General features: G+C 62.1%; 14 protein-coding genes. 9 read left to right on the top strand and 5 right to left on the bottom strand.

Annotated elements, in window-relative coordinates:
* Nucleotides 1-299: 299 nt before the first annotated feature.
* The 3 genes from ACXR2W_RS07890 to ACXR2W_RS07880 all read right to left on the bottom strand — a co-directional run bounded on the left by ACXR2W_RS07890 (nt 300) and on the right by ACXR2W_RS07880 (nt 3,104).
* Nucleotides 300-1,160 (bottom strand): Fic family protein, encoded by an 861-nt coding sequence (locus ACXR2W_RS07890; RefSeq protein ID WP_458813939.1) that lies wholly within the window; start codon nt 1,158-1,160, stop codon nt 300-302.
* Complete coding sequence (locus ACXR2W_RS07885; RefSeq protein ID WP_458813937.1) at nt 1,153-1,896, bottom strand: helix-turn-helix transcriptional regulator; 744 nt, start codon at nt 1,894-1,896, stop codon at nt 1,153-1,155. The genes ACXR2W_RS07890 and ACXR2W_RS07885 overlap by 8 nt, the downstream gene beginning before the upstream one ends.
* 185 nt (nt 1,897-2,081) lie before the next feature.
* Nucleotides 2,082-3,104 carry a LacI family DNA-binding transcriptional regulator gene (locus tag ACXR2W_RS07880; RefSeq protein WP_458813935.1) on the bottom strand — a complete coding sequence of 341 codons (1,023 nt, stop codon included), beginning with the start codon at nt 3,102-3,104 and terminating at the stop codon, nt 2,082-2,084.
* Between the two features lie 128 nt (nt 3,105-3,232).
* Here ACXR2W_RS07880 and ACXR2W_RS07875 point away from each other — a divergent pair, with 128 nt between their 5' ends.
* The 9 genes from ACXR2W_RS07875 (at nt 3,233) to ACXR2W_RS07835 (ending at nt 12,658) form a co-directional block, all read left to right on the top strand.
* Nucleotides 3,233-4,522, top strand: coding sequence for a sugar ABC transporter substrate-binding protein (locus tag ACXR2W_RS07875; RefSeq protein ID WP_458813933.1), 1,290 nt, complete (start codon nt 3,233-3,235; stop codon nt 4,520-4,522).
* A complete protein-coding gene (locus ACXR2W_RS07870) occupies nt 4,519-5,433 on the top strand; it encodes a carbohydrate ABC transporter permease (protein ID WP_458813931.1) in 915 nt (304 codons plus the stop codon). The genes ACXR2W_RS07875 and ACXR2W_RS07870 overlap by 4 nt, the downstream gene beginning before the upstream one ends.
* Before the next feature lie 65 nt (nt 5,434-5,498).
* Nucleotides 5,499-6,293 carry a carbohydrate ABC transporter permease gene (locus ACXR2W_RS07865; protein ID WP_458813929.1) on the top strand — a complete coding sequence of 265 codons (795 nt, stop codon included), beginning with the start codon at nt 5,499-5,501 and terminating at the stop codon, nt 6,291-6,293.
* A 33-nt stretch (nt 6,294-6,326) separates the two neighbouring features.
* Complete coding sequence (locus tag ACXR2W_RS07860; RefSeq protein WP_458813927.1) at nt 6,327-7,259, top strand: nucleoside hydrolase; 933 nt, start codon at nt 6,327-6,329, stop codon at nt 7,257-7,259.
* Nucleotides 7,256-7,540, top strand: coding sequence for a hypothetical protein (locus ACXR2W_RS07855; protein ID WP_458813925.1), 285 nt, complete (start codon nt 7,256-7,258; stop codon nt 7,538-7,540). The genes ACXR2W_RS07860 and ACXR2W_RS07855 overlap by 4 nt, the downstream gene beginning before the upstream one ends.
* A 367-nt stretch (nt 7,541-7,907) precedes the next feature.
* Nucleotides 7,908-9,542, top strand: coding sequence for a BCCT family transporter (locus ACXR2W_RS07850; RefSeq protein WP_458813923.1), 1,635 nt, complete (start codon nt 7,908-7,910; stop codon nt 9,540-9,542).
* Nucleotides 9,543-9,574: 32 nt separating this feature from the next.
* A complete protein-coding gene (locus ACXR2W_RS07845; protein ID WP_458813921.1) occupies nt 9,575-9,826 on the top strand; it encodes a TMEM175 family protein in 252 nt (83 codons plus the stop codon).
* 504 nt (nt 9,827-10,330) lie between these two features.
* Nucleotides 10,331-10,726, top strand: coding sequence for a hypothetical protein (locus ACXR2W_RS07840; RefSeq protein WP_458813917.1), 396 nt, complete (start codon nt 10,331-10,333; stop codon nt 10,724-10,726).
* Between the two features lie 225 nt (nt 10,727-10,951).
* Nucleotides 10,952-12,658, top strand: coding sequence for an MBL fold metallo-hydrolase (locus ACXR2W_RS07835; protein WP_458813915.1), 1,707 nt, complete (start codon nt 10,952-10,954; stop codon nt 12,656-12,658).
* Between the two features lie 130 nt (nt 12,659-12,788).
* Here ACXR2W_RS07835 and ACXR2W_RS07830 read toward each other — a convergent pair whose 3' ends face one another.
* Complete coding sequence (locus ACXR2W_RS07830; RefSeq protein WP_458813913.1) at nt 12,789-13,247, bottom strand: MarR family winged helix-turn-helix transcriptional regulator; 459 nt, start codon at nt 13,245-13,247, stop codon at nt 12,789-12,791.
* Nucleotides 13,248-13,757: 510 nt separating this feature from the next.
* Nucleotides 13,758-15,035: an FAD-dependent oxidoreductase gene (locus ACXR2W_RS07825; RefSeq protein ID WP_458813911.1), complete on the bottom strand. Its 1,278-nt coding sequence runs from the start codon at nt 15,033-15,035 to the stop codon at nt 13,758-13,760.
* Between the last annotated feature and the right edge of the window lie 70 nt (nt 15,036-15,105).

The raw sequence follows: 15,105 nt of genomic DNA, 5'->3' as shown, positions 1-15,105 counted from the left end.
GTGGAAGCAGTTCAAACAGAAACTAGTTGGTGTCAGGTCGCGGCGGCGCTTGGCGTAGGCATCGAGGATGTAGCCACGCTGAAAGGGCACGCGCTCCGTTTAGGTTTGGATACAGGACATCTGACCGGTCATATGGAGGCCCCCAGCACCGCCGGTCTCCCAAATTTATCGCGTTTAGATCGTGCCGGGCCGCTTGTCGCGGCAGCGTGGTACACGTTAGCCGGCTACGACGTGTCATGGCCGCTGGAGCCCTGTAGATACGACTTGCTGGTTGTGAGCGGTGCGACGGTGCGCCGGGCCTACCGCTGCGCGTCCGGTGGGGTACATGTGGTGAGAAAGGCCATGATCGAGGTGGCGTCCGAGTCCCTGAAGAGAGACTCCAACCCCTGATTAAATTCAAGCCTTCGAGCAACAGGGACGCTTACCGCTTCGTAACCAGAGGCGATGAGATGGCCCGTCATCATAATTCGTGCCGTTCGCTTGTTCCCGTCGTAATAGAACTGTGATCGTGTGGCCGATGCAAAGTACGCGAGTGCGCGCTCTCTGGGATCGATGACACTCTCCAGCGCAGCGAGCAAGTTTGCGTAGTCGACCACCATCTGCTCGCCGCCCTTGCCGGGGTCGTCACCGTCGATGTCGCTGCCATCAGTGAGTCGAACGGTACCGCCACCTCCCATGACCGTGCCCTGCCCGCGAAACACCCCAGGGTCGATGATTTCGTACTGCGCTACAGTGCGGTTGATGCTCTGCGAGGTTTCGGCAGACAGATTGAAGCTACCGTCTCTCACCATCTCAATCATGGTGTTCATGGCCTCGCTGAGTGCGATGATCTGATTCGCGTCCTCAACGCGCTTTCCTCCAACGGTTACTCCGTCGAGTAATGTGCGCACCTCTGGCAGCGTGAAAAGGTTCCCTTCAAGGGCTGCTGTGTTCCAAATGAACTCTGGAAGGGTGTTCCTGAGCCGTTCGAGGGACCGTTCGATAGGTGATTCGCGAATGAGGTCAAACTCTATCTGCGACGTATCCCAGATGACGCGTCCTGAATCTCCAATCTTCTGTGGTGTGACTTTGTCATGGCGGCGGAGGTAACCTGAGCGTTCGTTTACTTGGGGGCGAAGGTGGTAATGGTCGCTCCCGAGCCCCCACTTCTTCTTAGTCATTCTTGCCCCATTCCTGAGTGATCTCACGGGCTAGGTGCGCCAGGCCGAGTCCGTGAAGGTCTAGGACCGTTTGGATGGGTGACGCAAAACGCTGCTGCTGAACCACTAACGGGTCGATGAGTGTCTCCCGCGGGGCTGGCGCAACAACGACTCCGGCTGGTTGGAACCGACTCGTCTCCACAAGTGTTTGCCTGATTGCTTCTGAAGCGCCGTCGGGGTCAGTCGACCACAAGACGGTTGCTCCACGGACCTCTCTGTCAAGCAGTAAGGCAGCAGCCGGGGCGCCCGAAACAACGGAGTCGCTTCCCCCTGCTGAAGCCGCGTTCACCCCCAACGCAAAAGAATCTAGCCCGCGCCTGGGGGCGAAGAATCTTGCGTCCGGATGGTGCTGCGGTGCACTAAGTCTTCCGGCGGTTTCAACAAGGGGCTCAGGATCTTTGGCGATACCGTATCGCTCAAACCGCTTCAGCCATTTCAAGACTGCAGGTCTCGCTACAGCATCCATTTCGGGATCCAGGAGCACTCTCGCCGCTATTGCCGCGTAGGGGTCCCCGCTCGGGTTCACGCGTACTTCGATGGCTAGGCCGAGTGCTGCAGCAAGCTCACTCAGTGTGCCCAAGGATGGCTCACCGTCACCTTTGCGAAGACGGTTAATGGTCGCTCGAGACACGCCAGATCTTTGCGATGTGGCTGTCGGGTGCTTTGCAGCCAGCTCGAGTAGATCTTGAACATCCATGATGCGATTGTATCATTTCTAGTACAACGTACTGTTTGTGATACTTGATGTTGTTGCTCGGAACTTGAGCGCCATGAGGCTGGGGCGCCGCATTGGAAGAGAGTGCTTCGGTGAGAGCATTCTCCTCATAGGCAAAGCGACACTTACGCGACACCTTCTCGAGTGGAGACGCTGATTGTGCGCGCCTAGTCGTGGTCGGAGGCCCCAAAGTAGGCGCTCCGGGGCACCCGCGCGACAGAGGATTCCCGCACGATCAACTTTGGCTCGAAGATCTCGTGCACGGGCGCGCTCGTTGGCGTGGCTTCGAGGAGTATCGCTGTGATGCTCGCCGCCATTTCGGTGACCGGTTGACGTACAGATGTGAGGCTCGGCACTGTATATCTGCCTGCCGCTGTGCCGTCTACGCTCACCACAGCAAGATCGTCGGGGATGCTGAGCCCGGCGTGGTGCGCGGCCGACAGCACACCGATTGCTTGTTCGTCGCTGATCACGAAAATGGCGTCGGGCAGTTCGTCAGATTCCCACCAGTTAGTAAACGCTGCGGCCGCCGCTGCCCGCGTGTAGTTCGAGGAGCGTTCGGAGGTTGAGAGCGAGAGCTCTTGGGTTGCGCGGCGAAAGCCAGCGACTCGTCCTGTGCTCGTTGATGTCTCGCCAGGGCCACTGAGTAAGCCGATACGAGTGTGGCCTTGATCCGCGAGGTGGCGTGTCGCAAGGTACGCCGCTTGTTCATAATCGATCGCGACGGAAGATGCGTCGCTATCTGGTCCCACCGCGCGCAGTGAGACCACGGGAATCCCTAACTTCTGGCAGATCTTGTCTTCGGGGTTGCTGCGCATGGACGCGTAGACGAGCGCGTCCACGCGACGCTCCACGAACGTCTCGACGAGACGCGTCTCGCGGTGCTCATCCATCGCTGCGTCTCCGATGAGGAGCAGATAGCCTTGGTCGCCCAGGGGTGCTTCGAGCTCTCGAGCCAGCTCAGCAAAGAAGGGGTTCGTGATGTCGGGCACAATGAGCCCTATCGATCGGGACTTGCCGCCGCTCAGCGCTGCTGCGGTGCTATCTGGTCGATAGTTGAGTTTCGCGGCCGCATCAAGCACACGGCGTCGAGTTTCGGCCGCCACGGGGCGAGGGCCGTTGTTGAACACGTAGCTGACGACCGCGTTAGAGCAGCCCGCTAGACGCGCAACGTCTCTTGCTGTCGCCATGATTCTCCCTGCTATCCGGATAGAACGAACACTATCGCACCTTGCTTGTCACCAATCAAAAGTTGACGAACGGACGCAAGGCTCGTAATCTATCCGGTTAGATACCTGATACGACAGATTGGCTTCCAATGAAGAAGAACCTGCTCGCCGCGGCCGCCGCCGCTATGGCCGCTGTGCTTGCCCTCGCTGGTTGCTCTGGACAGGATGGCGCGGCGCCTTCAGAAGCAGCATCGGGCACTGTCCGATTCGTGGCCACCGATGACCCGTCGAGCTACGACGCGGTGATCGCGGCTTTCGAGGAAGCTCACCCTGACGTAAAAATCGAGTACTCGCAGATTCCGTTCGACCAGTACAGCTCGACGATTCAGCAGCGCATCGGCGCTAAGGATGAGACGATCGATATTTACTCGGTTGATCAGCCGCGCTTGGCGCAACTGGCTGCGCAGGGATACCTTGAAGACTTGTCGGCGCTCGACGAATCGACCAAGAGCGCGGTCAGCGACGTGGCTTACAACGTCAGCGTGTACGACGGCAAGCTGTACGCCCTGCCGATCACGACTTCCACGCAGCTGCTCTTCTACAACAAAGACCTGCTGGACGCCGCGAATCTCTCATACCCATCGTCAGACGTCGATGCGCGCGCGACATGGGAAGAGATCGCCGAGAACGGTGCGGCAGTGCAGCAGACCGGTGCGAAGTATGGCCTGTTGCTTGAGCAGCCCGACTCGTACTACCAGATCCAGCCCCTAGTGGAGTCGGCCGGTGGTGGCTCGGGCTTCACCGGTGATGACAACCTGGGCGTTGACGTGACCAACAAGGAGTGGGTCGAAGCGATGGACTGGTTCGCCGATATCTTTGACTCCGGTCTCTCCGCTCGCGGCATTGGCATCTTCCAGACCAACGCCGTGTTTGCAGATGGCAACGTGGCCTACTTCGTGGGTGGCACTTGGAACCTCGCCAACTTCGACGCTTCTGAGGTGAACTGGGGCGTCGCTCCGATGCCGTACTTCAACGGTGGTACCGTTGCGACGCCTACCGGATCATGGTCGTTGGGCCTCAACCCCGCTTCGCCGAACAAGGCGGCAGCGCAAGAGTTCATGGAATACATGGCGCTCGACGCCGAGGGCAGCTACCTGACGAGCGAGTCCGTCGCGAACCTGCCCGCCAACACGGCCGCGCTCGAGCAGACTCTGCCCAACCTTGACGCACTTGCGGGTGAGCGCAGTGCGGGCGCCGGTGACATTGTCGGCTATGAGGCGAACACGACTGCCGTACCGCGCCCGGTGAGTGTCGGCTTCCCCCAGTTCGAGGATGCGATCAACAAGGCAATCGCAGACATTCGCAACGGCTCAGACGTTACAGCTCGGCTTGGTCAAGCGCAGCAAGAGATCACTGATGTGTGGGCGCGGCTGAAGTGACGCACACAGCGCTGAAACGCCGTGTGAGGGTGGGGCGTACCCGCCCTCGCACGGCCCACGGCAATCTGTGGGTGGCGCTCGGGTTTCTTGCCCCCGCCCTCATTGCGCTCGCGCTGCTGCGGCTCTTGCCCGCAGGCGTTTCTCTGGTCGAGAGTCTCTACCGCACCAGCATCCTTAACCCCACCCCGACGTTCGTGGGGCTCCAAAACTACACCGAGCTGTTCACCAATGCTGGCTTTCAACAGTCCATCTTGGTGACGCTTATTTTTTCAATCATCATCAACCCGCTGCAGGTCGTTGTCTCATTCCTGCTTGCGGTGCTGTTCACGCGCCGTACGGCAGGGTCCCGGATCTGGCGATCGCTCGTGATCGTTCCCATTGCAGTACCTCCCGCGGTTTCTGCTGTTGTCTGGAGCGTGATCTATCGCCCAGACGGTCTAGCCAACTCGTTCCTCTCGCTGTTTGGAATTCCGGATCAGCCCTTCCTGTCTTCGGCGCAGCAAGCGCTACCCGCCGTTATTGTGCTGCTGTGTTGGGTGGGTGTTGGGTACTGGATGTTGTTTCTCTGCGCCGGGATCAACGACATTCCACAGGAGATCTTTGAAGCCGCAGACCTCGACGGTGCGAGCGGTTGGCGCAAGACCTGGGCAATCACGCTGCCCATGGTGCGTCGTCCTCTCGGGTTCGTGCTTGTCGCAACGACGGTCGCAAACTTCACCGTATTTGCGCCGATTCAAATCCTCACCAAGGGCGGCCCCGACGGCTCAACGAACCTGCTCATGTACGACCTGTACAACCGTGCCTACTCCTTAGGCGACCTCAACACGGCCCAGGCCGAGGTGCTCGTTCTGGTGCTCATAACCCTGGCCGTAGTTGCGATCCAGTTCCGCATGATGAGGAGCGCAGACTAGTGGCACAAACGAACATTCGACGCGGCCCGCGGTCTCGCACCGTCACATACGTCCTACTGTCAGCGTTGGCCGCCGCGGTGGGGCTGCTGTTTCTGGCACCACTGTGGTGGGCCTTCATTAATTCGCTCAGGCCTTCTGTTGAGACCTTCAGCTACCTCGACCCGCTGCAGTGGCAAACCTTCTTCACGCTGACACCTACGACACAGAACTATGGCGCTCTGCTGTCGAGCGACCTGGGTCGTGCCACCGTCAACTCGCTCCTGGTGAGCGGGCTAACGGTCATCGGGGGACTGGTGATCTGCTCGATGGCGGCCTTCGCTCTCGCAGCAATTCCCTTTCGGGGGCGCGGCGTTGTTTTCGTCATCGTGCTGGTGAGCTTTTTGATCCCGTTCGATGCGATTGCCATTCCGCTGGCAAACATCTTCCGGGATTGGAACCTCGTCAACACTTTTGTCGGGCTCATCCTTCCCGGGATCGGCAACGGCATGGCCATTCTGCTGATACGCACGTTCTTCCTCGCGATCCCCAAGGAGCTCGTGGAGGCGGCACGACTGGACGGACTGGGGTGGTGGGGAATCTTCCTCCGGGTGTACCTGCCGCTATCGGTGCCCGCTCTCATTGGTGCGGGCTTGACTCTCTTCTTGTTCCAATGGCAGGCCTACGTCTGGCCGCTGCTGATGGGAACCGATAAGGGGCACATCCTCGCTCCGATCGCACTGGCGAATCTGCAGGGACAGCACACGGTCGACTATGGTGTGCTCTTTGCCGGCGCGATCGTGCTCACACTCATCCCACTCGCGCTCGTGCTCGCTTTCCAGCGTTACTTTGTGCAATCGACAGCAACCACGGGCATCAAGTAACACTCACTGCTGCGCTGCAGCACACTTCCTTCCATGAACAGGACCTTCGTCATGCCGCGACCTTTCCAAATTATTCTTGACACCGACCTGGGATCAGACGTCGACGATGCTATGGCGCTCTCCGTCATACTCGGCAGCGACGATATCGACCTCGTCGCGGTAACTACCGTCTACGGTGACGCTTTACTGCGGGCACGCATGGTGAAACGGTATGCGGCCCTGGCCGGCGTCTCGGCGCCCACCTACGTGGGTGAATCGACGCCGCTCTCGGGCAGAGACGTTTGGTGGGCGGGGGTCGAGGGCACGCTCCACGCGGGGCTTGAGGCCGAGACTCCGGACCAGGGGTCGGCGGTGCAGAAGATGGTCGAAGCGGTCAACGGTCGGCCGGGGGAGATCGACATCGTTGCGATCGGGCCGCTCACGAACATCGCTTCAGCAATCGCCGCATCACCACAGTTCGCCGGTAACGTCAGGCACCTGTGGATCATGGGAGGTTCATTCGACGGTGGCCCCGGCGTCGATGGGACAGGTATCGAACACAACCTGCGCAGTGATGACGTTGCCGCGGCGCGCGTGTTCGCCGCAGAAATTCCGACCACTGTGACCGGGCTTGAAGTCACCGAGCAGATTGAGATCGCGGCCGATCAGCTCGACCGCATCCGTCAAGCTGGGCCCGTCGGGGCGGCACTCGGTGCAGATATCGCCCAGTGGTGGGAGTATTGGAACCGTGACAAGAACGTCCCTCACGATCCCATCACGGTGCTCACCATGACGCGCCCTGAGCTGTTCACATTTAGCGCCAGTGGGCGCGTAGAAATTCAGGTGGGCGGTGCAGGTGGTGGCCGAAGCGATTTTCATGCCGACCAGGCAGGCACAGTCAGACTGGTTACCGGCGTGAACACTCCCGCCGTGACCGAAGCGATCGTTTCTCACATCGAACGTCTGGCGCAGCTAAACAGCAAATGAACCGCAATTTGAAGCCTGTCTGGGGGTGCGTAGGGTTTGGCGTCTTCCTGGGGTTGTTGCTGCTCACCTACGTCTTGGTGGCGACTAACGTGCTCCACGGAGGCTGGTGGATGCCGTGTCTCTTGGCGACCATGACCGCCGGGACTGCGCTCGCGACCACCTCTCTAGTTAGGCGTGAGCGCAAAGGCTTCGCGGTCGCGACACTCATCCTCGCGCTCGCCCTGCCGGCGGTGATTTTTCTAGGACTCGTGGTGTTCTTCAGTTTCATTTACGTCGGGTAGCTAGGCGTTCTGCGGTTATGACCGCGCTCCCAGAGGCCACATATTTCGTGGCTGCGGCGGCGCAAACGCCCCACAATGTTCGTCGCGAATACTACATGACTATCCATGCGCAAACAGGTTCACTGTCTCACGATGATGCAAACTTGGTGACGCGTATTTTTCACGCCCACGCCCTCGTGCTCTATCGCGCGCAACAGCGAAGGCGAAGCCTGGGCCCTCTATGCTTCCGTGTTCATTTCTCACTGAACTGAACCAAACATCAACAATCTGACGTTGGACTGAATGATTCCGACGCGGTATTGCGTCGTTTTCATGTTCGACGACAGCACCGCAGGGGCTGCGCGCCCTCACTCAGAATGGATCTCAGTTGACTTCTCCCTCTCCTCTCACATCGAGTTCGAGAGCAGGCGCGAGCACAGGCTCGAGCGCAGGCGCGAGCGCAGCCTCAGCTCCCGCCACTGAGCCTGACGCCAAACCAGGGGCCGCTGCGGCTCGTAATATTGATTGGCACGTTGCGGGCTGGAGCTTAGGCATTCTCGCGGCCTTCGTCATAGCCGCGCTAATCGTTCCTGACGCAGTCTCCGACGCTGTCAACGTGGGATTCACCAAGGCTGCCGCGTGGTTCGGGCTGTACTGGCAGTACCTGCTCCTTTTCACCTTCTTCGTAGCCGTAGCCTTGATCTTCACGCCGTGGTCGAAAGCGCGCTTGGGAGGGCTGAAGAGCCCCGAGTACAGTCGGTTCAAGTGGGTGGCCATGATCATGACCACGTTGCTTGCCGGTGGCGGTGTGTTCTGGGCCGCGGCTGAGCCGCTTTACCATTACATGTCGGTGCCGCCGTTCTTCGAAAACCTCGAGCAGACCCCTATGGCTGGTGTGTTTGCGGCGTTAGCGACGAGCTTTGCCGACTGGGGGTTTCTCGCTTGGGCGATTCTTGGCTCCCTCGGCGCGATCGTCATGATGATTGCCTCCGAAAAGGGGCTCCCGATGCGGCCGCGCAGCTTGCTGTACCCGATTCTTGGTCAGAAAGCGGCGACCAGTCGGATCGGCGCCATCGTAGATATCGTGTGCATCATCTCGGTCGCGGCAGGCACGATCGGCCCGATCGGGTTTCTGGGGCTGCAGATCTCTTACGGGCTGAACTTTCTCTTCGGTGTCCCTGACGTCTACTGGGTGCAGCTCGCGATCATCGCCGTTCTCACCGCGGTCGCAGGGGTGAGTGTGTTCTCTGGAATCAACAAGGGCATTCAAATCCTGAGTCGTGTGAACGTGTGGATGGCGCTCGGGCTTATGGCGCTCGTGGTCATGCTCGGCTCGGCTTGGTACCTGCTCGAAGCCTTTGTGGGTGGGTTTGGCATGTACCTTTCGAATTTCATTCCGCTGTCTCTGTACCATGGCGACAGTGCATGGCTCGCGAGCTGGACGGTCTTCTTCTTTGGCTGGTTCCTCGGCTACGCGCCGCTGATGGCTATCTTTGTGGCCCGGATCTCGCGCGGACGCACGGCTCGCGACCTGCTGCTCGGCACCGCGGTGCTCCCGCCGATCGCGACCGCCGTCTGGTTTAGCGTCTTGGGCGGCACAGGAATCTACCTTGACCAACAAAATCCCGGATCAATCACCGGGGCGCTTGCAGAAGCCGGGCTCCCGGCAGCCATTATGGCTATCACCTCAGAGCTTCCGCTGTCGATGTTCCTCGCGATTACCTTCCTTGTGCTCACCATGACGTTTGTGGCGACCACGGCCGACTCAATGTCGTTCGCGATCTCCCAGTCTTGCGTGAAGGGCGACGCGCCTTCACCGAAGCTGCGTCTTACATGGGCGATCTTGCTGGGTGCCGCGGCTGCGGTTCTTATCTCGATCGGTGATGGGGGCATCGGTGCGTTGCAGTCGGCGATTGTGATCACCGCGGTACCCGTGGGGTTCGTGATGCTACCGTCGCTCGTTGGAGCCCCGTTCTTGTTGCGCAAGCTTGCCATCGAACAAGGCGTTGCGGGGCGCGCGTAGACGCTCGTACGATGAGCGGTGAGGTTCTCACCATGACTCGTAATGAAATGCTCCCGCCGAGTCGCATTGAAGCGTTCTCCGACGGCGTGATCGCCGTCGCAATCACGCTGCTCGTGCTTGATCTCACGGTGCCTGACCCGAATAGCGCGGGCGCTCTGGGGGAGCGTCTTCTTGCTGAATGGCCCAGCTTTGTGGCTTATGTCGTCTCGTTCGTGGCGATCGGCATCTTCTGGATCAATCACCACACGATGGTGCGCCGGCTGTTTAGCAGCCGCTTTTGGTAGCGCCTGTGGGTTGACCCGGTAGCAGACGTGGGAGTGCCCGGTAGCGGTCACGCGCCCGCGTTGCCGGCCCGCGCTAGGTTGGCCCGCTGATATCGGCTCGATGGCGGCGCACGTTCAGGCCGTTCGACTGCACGACTCCCGTGTTCGAGACGCTCCAGTTGATAGCGGATTCTGCGATGACGGCGTCGTGGAAGGACTTATCCCAGTCCACGGGATCGAATTGCGAGGTCACCAATGGCGATCGCGCGACGCGAGCAGTGTGTGATCGCTTCGACCTGTCGATCGGGACGTTGCTGGCTGAGTGACGCATGATGTTGGTAGTCGGCCATACGTGTAGATCCTTCCACCCGCCAAGACCCTAATCGGTCACGGTTGATGGCCACTCTCAGACATGACCGCCGGAGCGCTACCGGGTGCACCCACGCACGCTACCGGGTACCCCCACAGGCGCTACCGAACAAGTCGGCTAAACACCGGCTCGCCAGTGTGGACCACTCTGTTCTCGTGCTGAACGTGTTTCTCCTGTTGAGCATTGTGGTTCTCCCGTTCACGACCTCACTACTCGCCACCTATTTGAACAGGCCCGCGGGTGGCCATCTCGCTGCTGTGGTGTATGCGTTGTCATTGTTCGTGGCATCATCGCTGTTCTTCCTCATGCAGTGTCACCTTCTGCTGCGACGCAGATATTTGCTGCGATATCCCCCCACAGCTCTGCAGGTACGTTTCATATTGGTTCGTGCCGCGTTGGCCTTGCCCACCTACCTCGTTGCGGGTGGTCTGGGGTTGGTGTCGCCCTATCTCACGCTCACTGTTTGCATCTTGCTGGGTGTCTTCTACCTGCTGGCACCACCGTCAAGTGGGTATCCCGAGGCGCCGCCAACAGGCACGACAAGCGGCTAATGGCGAGGGCTCGCCGAAGAGCGGGCGCGGCCCCGACTTGACAGGTTGGATACCCCTGTGGGTATAGTGAAGGCGTGTAAACAGATACCCCTAGGGGTATCTGTCTTGCTGTGAATCTGTGTGTCTCACAGCATTCGCTCCCTGTGCGGCTAGCGGCCCCGCGGTACTCGCGCGTAGCCTGACTGCATCCAAACATGTTTCACCGAGAGAGTTGGAGACCCGACCATGCTGCTTGAACGCATCTATGACGAAGACCTGGCGCAAGCGAGCTACTTCATTGGATGCCAGGTGAACGGCGAAGCCATTGTGGTCGACCCGCGCCGCGACACCGATGTCTACCTCGACCTCGCCGCGAAGAACGGCATGTCGATCGTCGCCGTCACCGAGACTCACATTCACGCCGACTACCTTTCGGGCACCCGCGAGCTCGCCGCCCGCACTGGTGCACAGATATACGTTTCTGACGAGGGAGGCCCAGCTTGGATGTACGGCGCAGACTTCGACGGCGCCACCCGCATGAAGCACGGTCACCGCATCACCCTCGGTAACATCACCGTCGAAGCTTCACATACGCCCGGCCACACCCCCGAGCACATGTCGTTTCTTGTTACCGACGGGGCGCAGGCGACCGAGCCCGGGTTTATGCTCACTGGTGACTTCGTCTTCGTAGACGACGTCGGCCGTCCCGACCTGCTCGACGAGGCCGCGGGCTTCGTTGACACCAGGTTTCAGGGGGCTAAAGACCTCTTCGCGAGCCTGCGCGACAGGTTTCTCACACTGCCCGACTATGTGCAGGTGCTGCCCGCCCACGGCTCGGGGTCTGCCTGTGGCAAAGCCCTCGGTGCGATCGCGGCCTCCACCGTCGGCTACGAGCGCAACTTCTCGTGGTGGGGTGCGTTCCTCAAAAACAATGACGAACAAGGCTTCGTCGACGAACTGCTGAGCGGGCAACCCGACGCCCACGCCTACTTCGCGCGCATGAAGCTCGAAAACAAGACCGGCCCGGCCGTCATCGGTGAGACCTCCGAACTCATCGAATACACCGCGAACGACCTCAAGGATGCGCTCGCCGCAGGGACCGTGCTTCTCGTCGACACGCGCCACAACAGTGAGGTCCACGAGGGCACCGTCGCGGGCGCACTCAACATTCCGGGCCCCGCGAAGGCTGCAAGTTACGGTGCGTGGGTTGTCGACCCGCAGCGCGAAGCGCGCCCAATCGTGCTGCTCGCAGACTCCCGGGAAGCAGCGCAAGAGCTGCGCGACCACCTGGTGCGCGTGGGCATCGACACGGTGCGCGGGTTCGTCACCTCCTTTGACGGGCTCGAGCTGGTGCAACCCGAGCTCATCGCGCCAGCAGAGCTCGACGGGTTCGACCGCGCGCTGCTGCTCGACGTGCGCAACCGCACCGAGTACCAGGCGGGTCACCTGCCCGGCGCTCACCAGCTCTCGGGTGGTCGCGTGCTGTGGCATCTCGATGAGCTGCCACAGGCGGGCGCGGGCACGATCGTGTCGTACTGCCAAAGTGGCGTGCGTAACAGCGTCGTCGCGAGCGCCCTGCGCGCCCGCGGCTACGACGTCGCCGAGCTCGACGGCAGCTACGCAGCCTGGGTCGCTCAGCCAGGCAACACCCCAGCTGAGGGCAGCTCGCCAGGTGCAACCGCGACCGGTGCGATCGTGCTTGATGTGCGCACCGCCGAGGAGTACGCGTCGGGTCATCTCGAGGGCGCCCAGCTGCTTGACTTCAACGGCGGAGACCTCACCGCCGCGATCCCCGCCCTTGACCCCGAGGCTGAGTACGTCGTCTATTGCCGCTCGGGCAACCGATCGGGCCAGGCCATCGCGCTCATGGCGCAGGCCGGGTTCGAGCACCTCACAAACCTCGGCTCGCTCGACCAGGCCGCGGCCGCGACGGGCCTGCCCGTCGCGCGCTGAGTCGCTGCGGGCTGAGCCGGGGCGCCTCGCGCTGGGCTGCCGCGCGCTCCGCTGGGCTCGGGCGGCTGAGTGGCTGCCGCGGCTGGGCTCGGGTGGCTGAGCGGCTACGGCGTGCGGGGGCGCGGGCGTTCTAGGATCCGGATCCCTCGACCGCAGCGATCACCGCGCCCAGCTCGTCGCGCAGCGCGACGAGCCGTTCGAGCGGCAGGCCGAGCCGCTTGATGACCGCGGGCGGCACACCCAAAGCTTGTTCGCGCAGTGCCTGGCCGGCCTCGGTTGTGACGAGGGCAAACGTGCGCTCGTCGCCCGCGACGGGCACGCGCTCGATGAGGCCGGCGTGCTCGAGCCGTTTGATGATCGGCGACAGTGACGCCCGGTCGAAGTGGAGGGCCTGGGCGATGTCGCCAAAACGCATGGGGGCGCGCTCCCAGAGGGCGAGCATGACCAGGTACTGCGGGTGTGTGAGTCCGAGGGGCTCGAGGATGGGGCGGTATGCGCCGATCACGCTGCGACTGGCGATCGCGAGGGCGAAGCACACCTGCTGATCGAGTTTGAGCAGGTCGTCGGGGAGGTCATCCATGTTCACCATGCTATCTCGTTAGTGCACAAACGAACTGTGTTAGGGTTTCGTTTGTGCGCGAACGAAAAAGACGATTGTGGCATGAGACTCGCTGGGACGGGCTGCCCGGGTTTGGTAATGCGCTGCGCCGACTGCTGTACCAGTTTGAGGGTGCCGCGCAGTTGGGGGACCCCAACGAGCCGCCGTATGTGCCGCCGGCGAACCCCAAGTGCCCGGTGTGCAACGAACTGATGGCGGACCACCGGGTTGACCGTGGCGGGCCTGGCGAGCGAACGCATTTGCGGTGCCCGAAGCCCGGCGCGGCGGCTGCCGGTGCAGGTGACAGAACCGATCCCGCGTAAGTCGGCGCGGGCCGCCTGTGTCGGCGCGAGTCGGTGCGAGGCCGCCTGAGTCAGCACGAGTCGGCATCGAAACGACGAGTCGGCCCGATAAATGCGTACTTATCGGGCCGACTCGTCGTTTCGATACCGTCTCGTCAGTGCGAGGTTGTGCTGGGCGCTGGGCGCTGGGCGCGGGGCGCTACGCGCGGTGCGACGCAAAGCTGAACGCTGCGGGGGCTACGCCCGCACCCACACTGAGGTCTGCGAGCACGCGGCCCACCGCGGGCACGAACTTGAAGCCCTGGCCCGAGAACCCGGCTCCCACCGTCACGCGGCCCGCGCGGTCGAGCACAAACCGCTCTGACGGCGTCATCGTGTAGGTGCAGCTCACCCAGGCGGCCGAGTCTGAGTCGAGACCGGGAAACCACTCGTCGACGTATTCGCGCAGTTGTGCGCGGGCTGCGTCGGGTGCCCGAAACTCGCGCTGATCAGGGTCGACGGTGTCGCCCGTCGCGTGAAACCCTACCTTGATGCCTTCGCCGTGCGTGAGCATGCCGTAGACGTTGCCCGCGTATCCGGTGAGCTCTGAGGCACGCCGAAAGTGGTTAAACGACGGCCATTCAGCGCCCTCGGTCGCAGCGCCGTTGACCCCAGCATCATCGACCCCAGCGCCGTCAAACCCTGAACTGTCGAACGCGGCGCCCTCGGGCCCTGAACTATCAAACGCAGCGCCGTCGGACGGGGCGCTGTCAAACTCAGCGCCCTCGAACCCAGCGCGCGCGGCGAAGTGCGCGGGATGCTCTTCGGTGACCCGCAGCGGCGGCAGCTGATCGGCCACCGCGAGCCCGCCGAGCACCGGCTCGCTCCACGCACCGGTCGTCACAACGACCCCGGGTGCCTCAAACTGCGCGGTCTCGCCGCCCGGCAGGGAGGCTGTTACGGTGACGCGATCCGGAGCTTCATTGATCGACGTGACCCGGTGCTCGTAGCGCAGATCGGCGCCGTCAGCGGTCGCGAGCGCGCCGATCACCTCGAGCGCGGTGCGCGCGTGAATGCGGCCCGCGTCGCGATTCACGAGCACCTCACCCTCGAAGCGCATGCCCGGCCAACGGGCGGCAGCGGCCGCGGGCGTGATGAGCTCGGTGGCGGCGTCGCGGGCAGTGAGGGCAGCGTGGGCGGCGCGCACGCGGGCGGGGTCGCCGTGCGTGACGAGCCCGCACATGGTGAGCAGCTGCTTGCCCGAGCGGCGCTCGAGCGCGCGCCAGAGCGTGAGTGCCTCGTCGTAGAGGTCGAGGTAGTGGGGCTCGGCGTAGGCGTTGTTCATGTTGCGGGTGGCGCCGTGCGAGGCGCCGCGCTCGTGGCCGGGCGTGAAGCGCTCGAGCATGAGCACGCGCAGGCCACGCACCGCGAGTTGCCAGGTGGTCGCAAGTCCCATCGCGCCGCCGCCGATCACGATGCGGTCGAAGTGTTCGGTCATGGCCCCCAGCCTAGCGAGCGCGTGCGTGGTGGGTTGCGCATTGCGCGGCGGGCGTTCGGCGGGCGTTCCG

Source organism: Leucobacter faecis (assembly GCF_054456695.2).
This window is presented reverse-complemented; position numbering and strand designations above follow the sequence as displayed.

What these genes read in the sequence shown, in the direction of transcription:
- ACXR2W_RS07880 (WP_458813935.1), bottom strand. Translation starts at nt 3,104, where the DNA reads ATGGCGACAGCAAGAGACGTTGCGCGTCTAGCGGGCTGCTCTAACGCG.
- ACXR2W_RS07845 (WP_458813921.1), top strand. Translation starts at nt 9,575, where the DNA reads ATGACTCGTAATGAAATGCTCCCGCCGAGTCGCATTGAAGCGTTCTCC.
- ACXR2W_RS07885 (WP_458813937.1), bottom strand. Translation starts at nt 1,896, where the DNA reads ATGGATGTTCAAGATCTACTCGAGCTGGCTGCAAAGCACCCGACAGCC.
- ACXR2W_RS07830 (WP_458813913.1), bottom strand. Translation starts at nt 13,247, where the DNA reads ATGGTGAACATGGATGACCTCCCCGACGACCTGCTCAAACTCGATCAG.
- ACXR2W_RS07860 (WP_458813927.1), top strand. Translation starts at nt 6,327, where the DNA reads ATGAACAGGACCTTCGTCATGCCGCGACCTTTCCAAATTATTCTTGAC.
- ACXR2W_RS07825 (WP_458813911.1), bottom strand. Translation starts at nt 15,035, where the DNA reads ATGACCGAACACTTCGACCGCATCGTGATCGGCGGCGGCGCGATGGGA.
- ACXR2W_RS07835 (WP_458813915.1), top strand. Translation starts at nt 10,952, where the DNA reads ATGCTGCTTGAACGCATCTATGACGAAGACCTGGCGCAAGCGAGCTAC.
- ACXR2W_RS07890 (WP_458813939.1), bottom strand. Translation starts at nt 1,160, where the DNA reads ATGACTAAGAAGAAGTGGGGGCTCGGGAGCGACCATTACCACCTTCGC.
- ACXR2W_RS07875 (WP_458813933.1), top strand. Translation starts at nt 3,233, where the DNA reads ATGAAGAAGAACCTGCTCGCCGCGGCCGCCGCCGCTATGGCCGCTGTG.
- ACXR2W_RS07855 (WP_458813925.1), top strand. Translation starts at nt 7,256, where the DNA reads ATGAACCGCAATTTGAAGCCTGTCTGGGGGTGCGTAGGGTTTGGCGTC.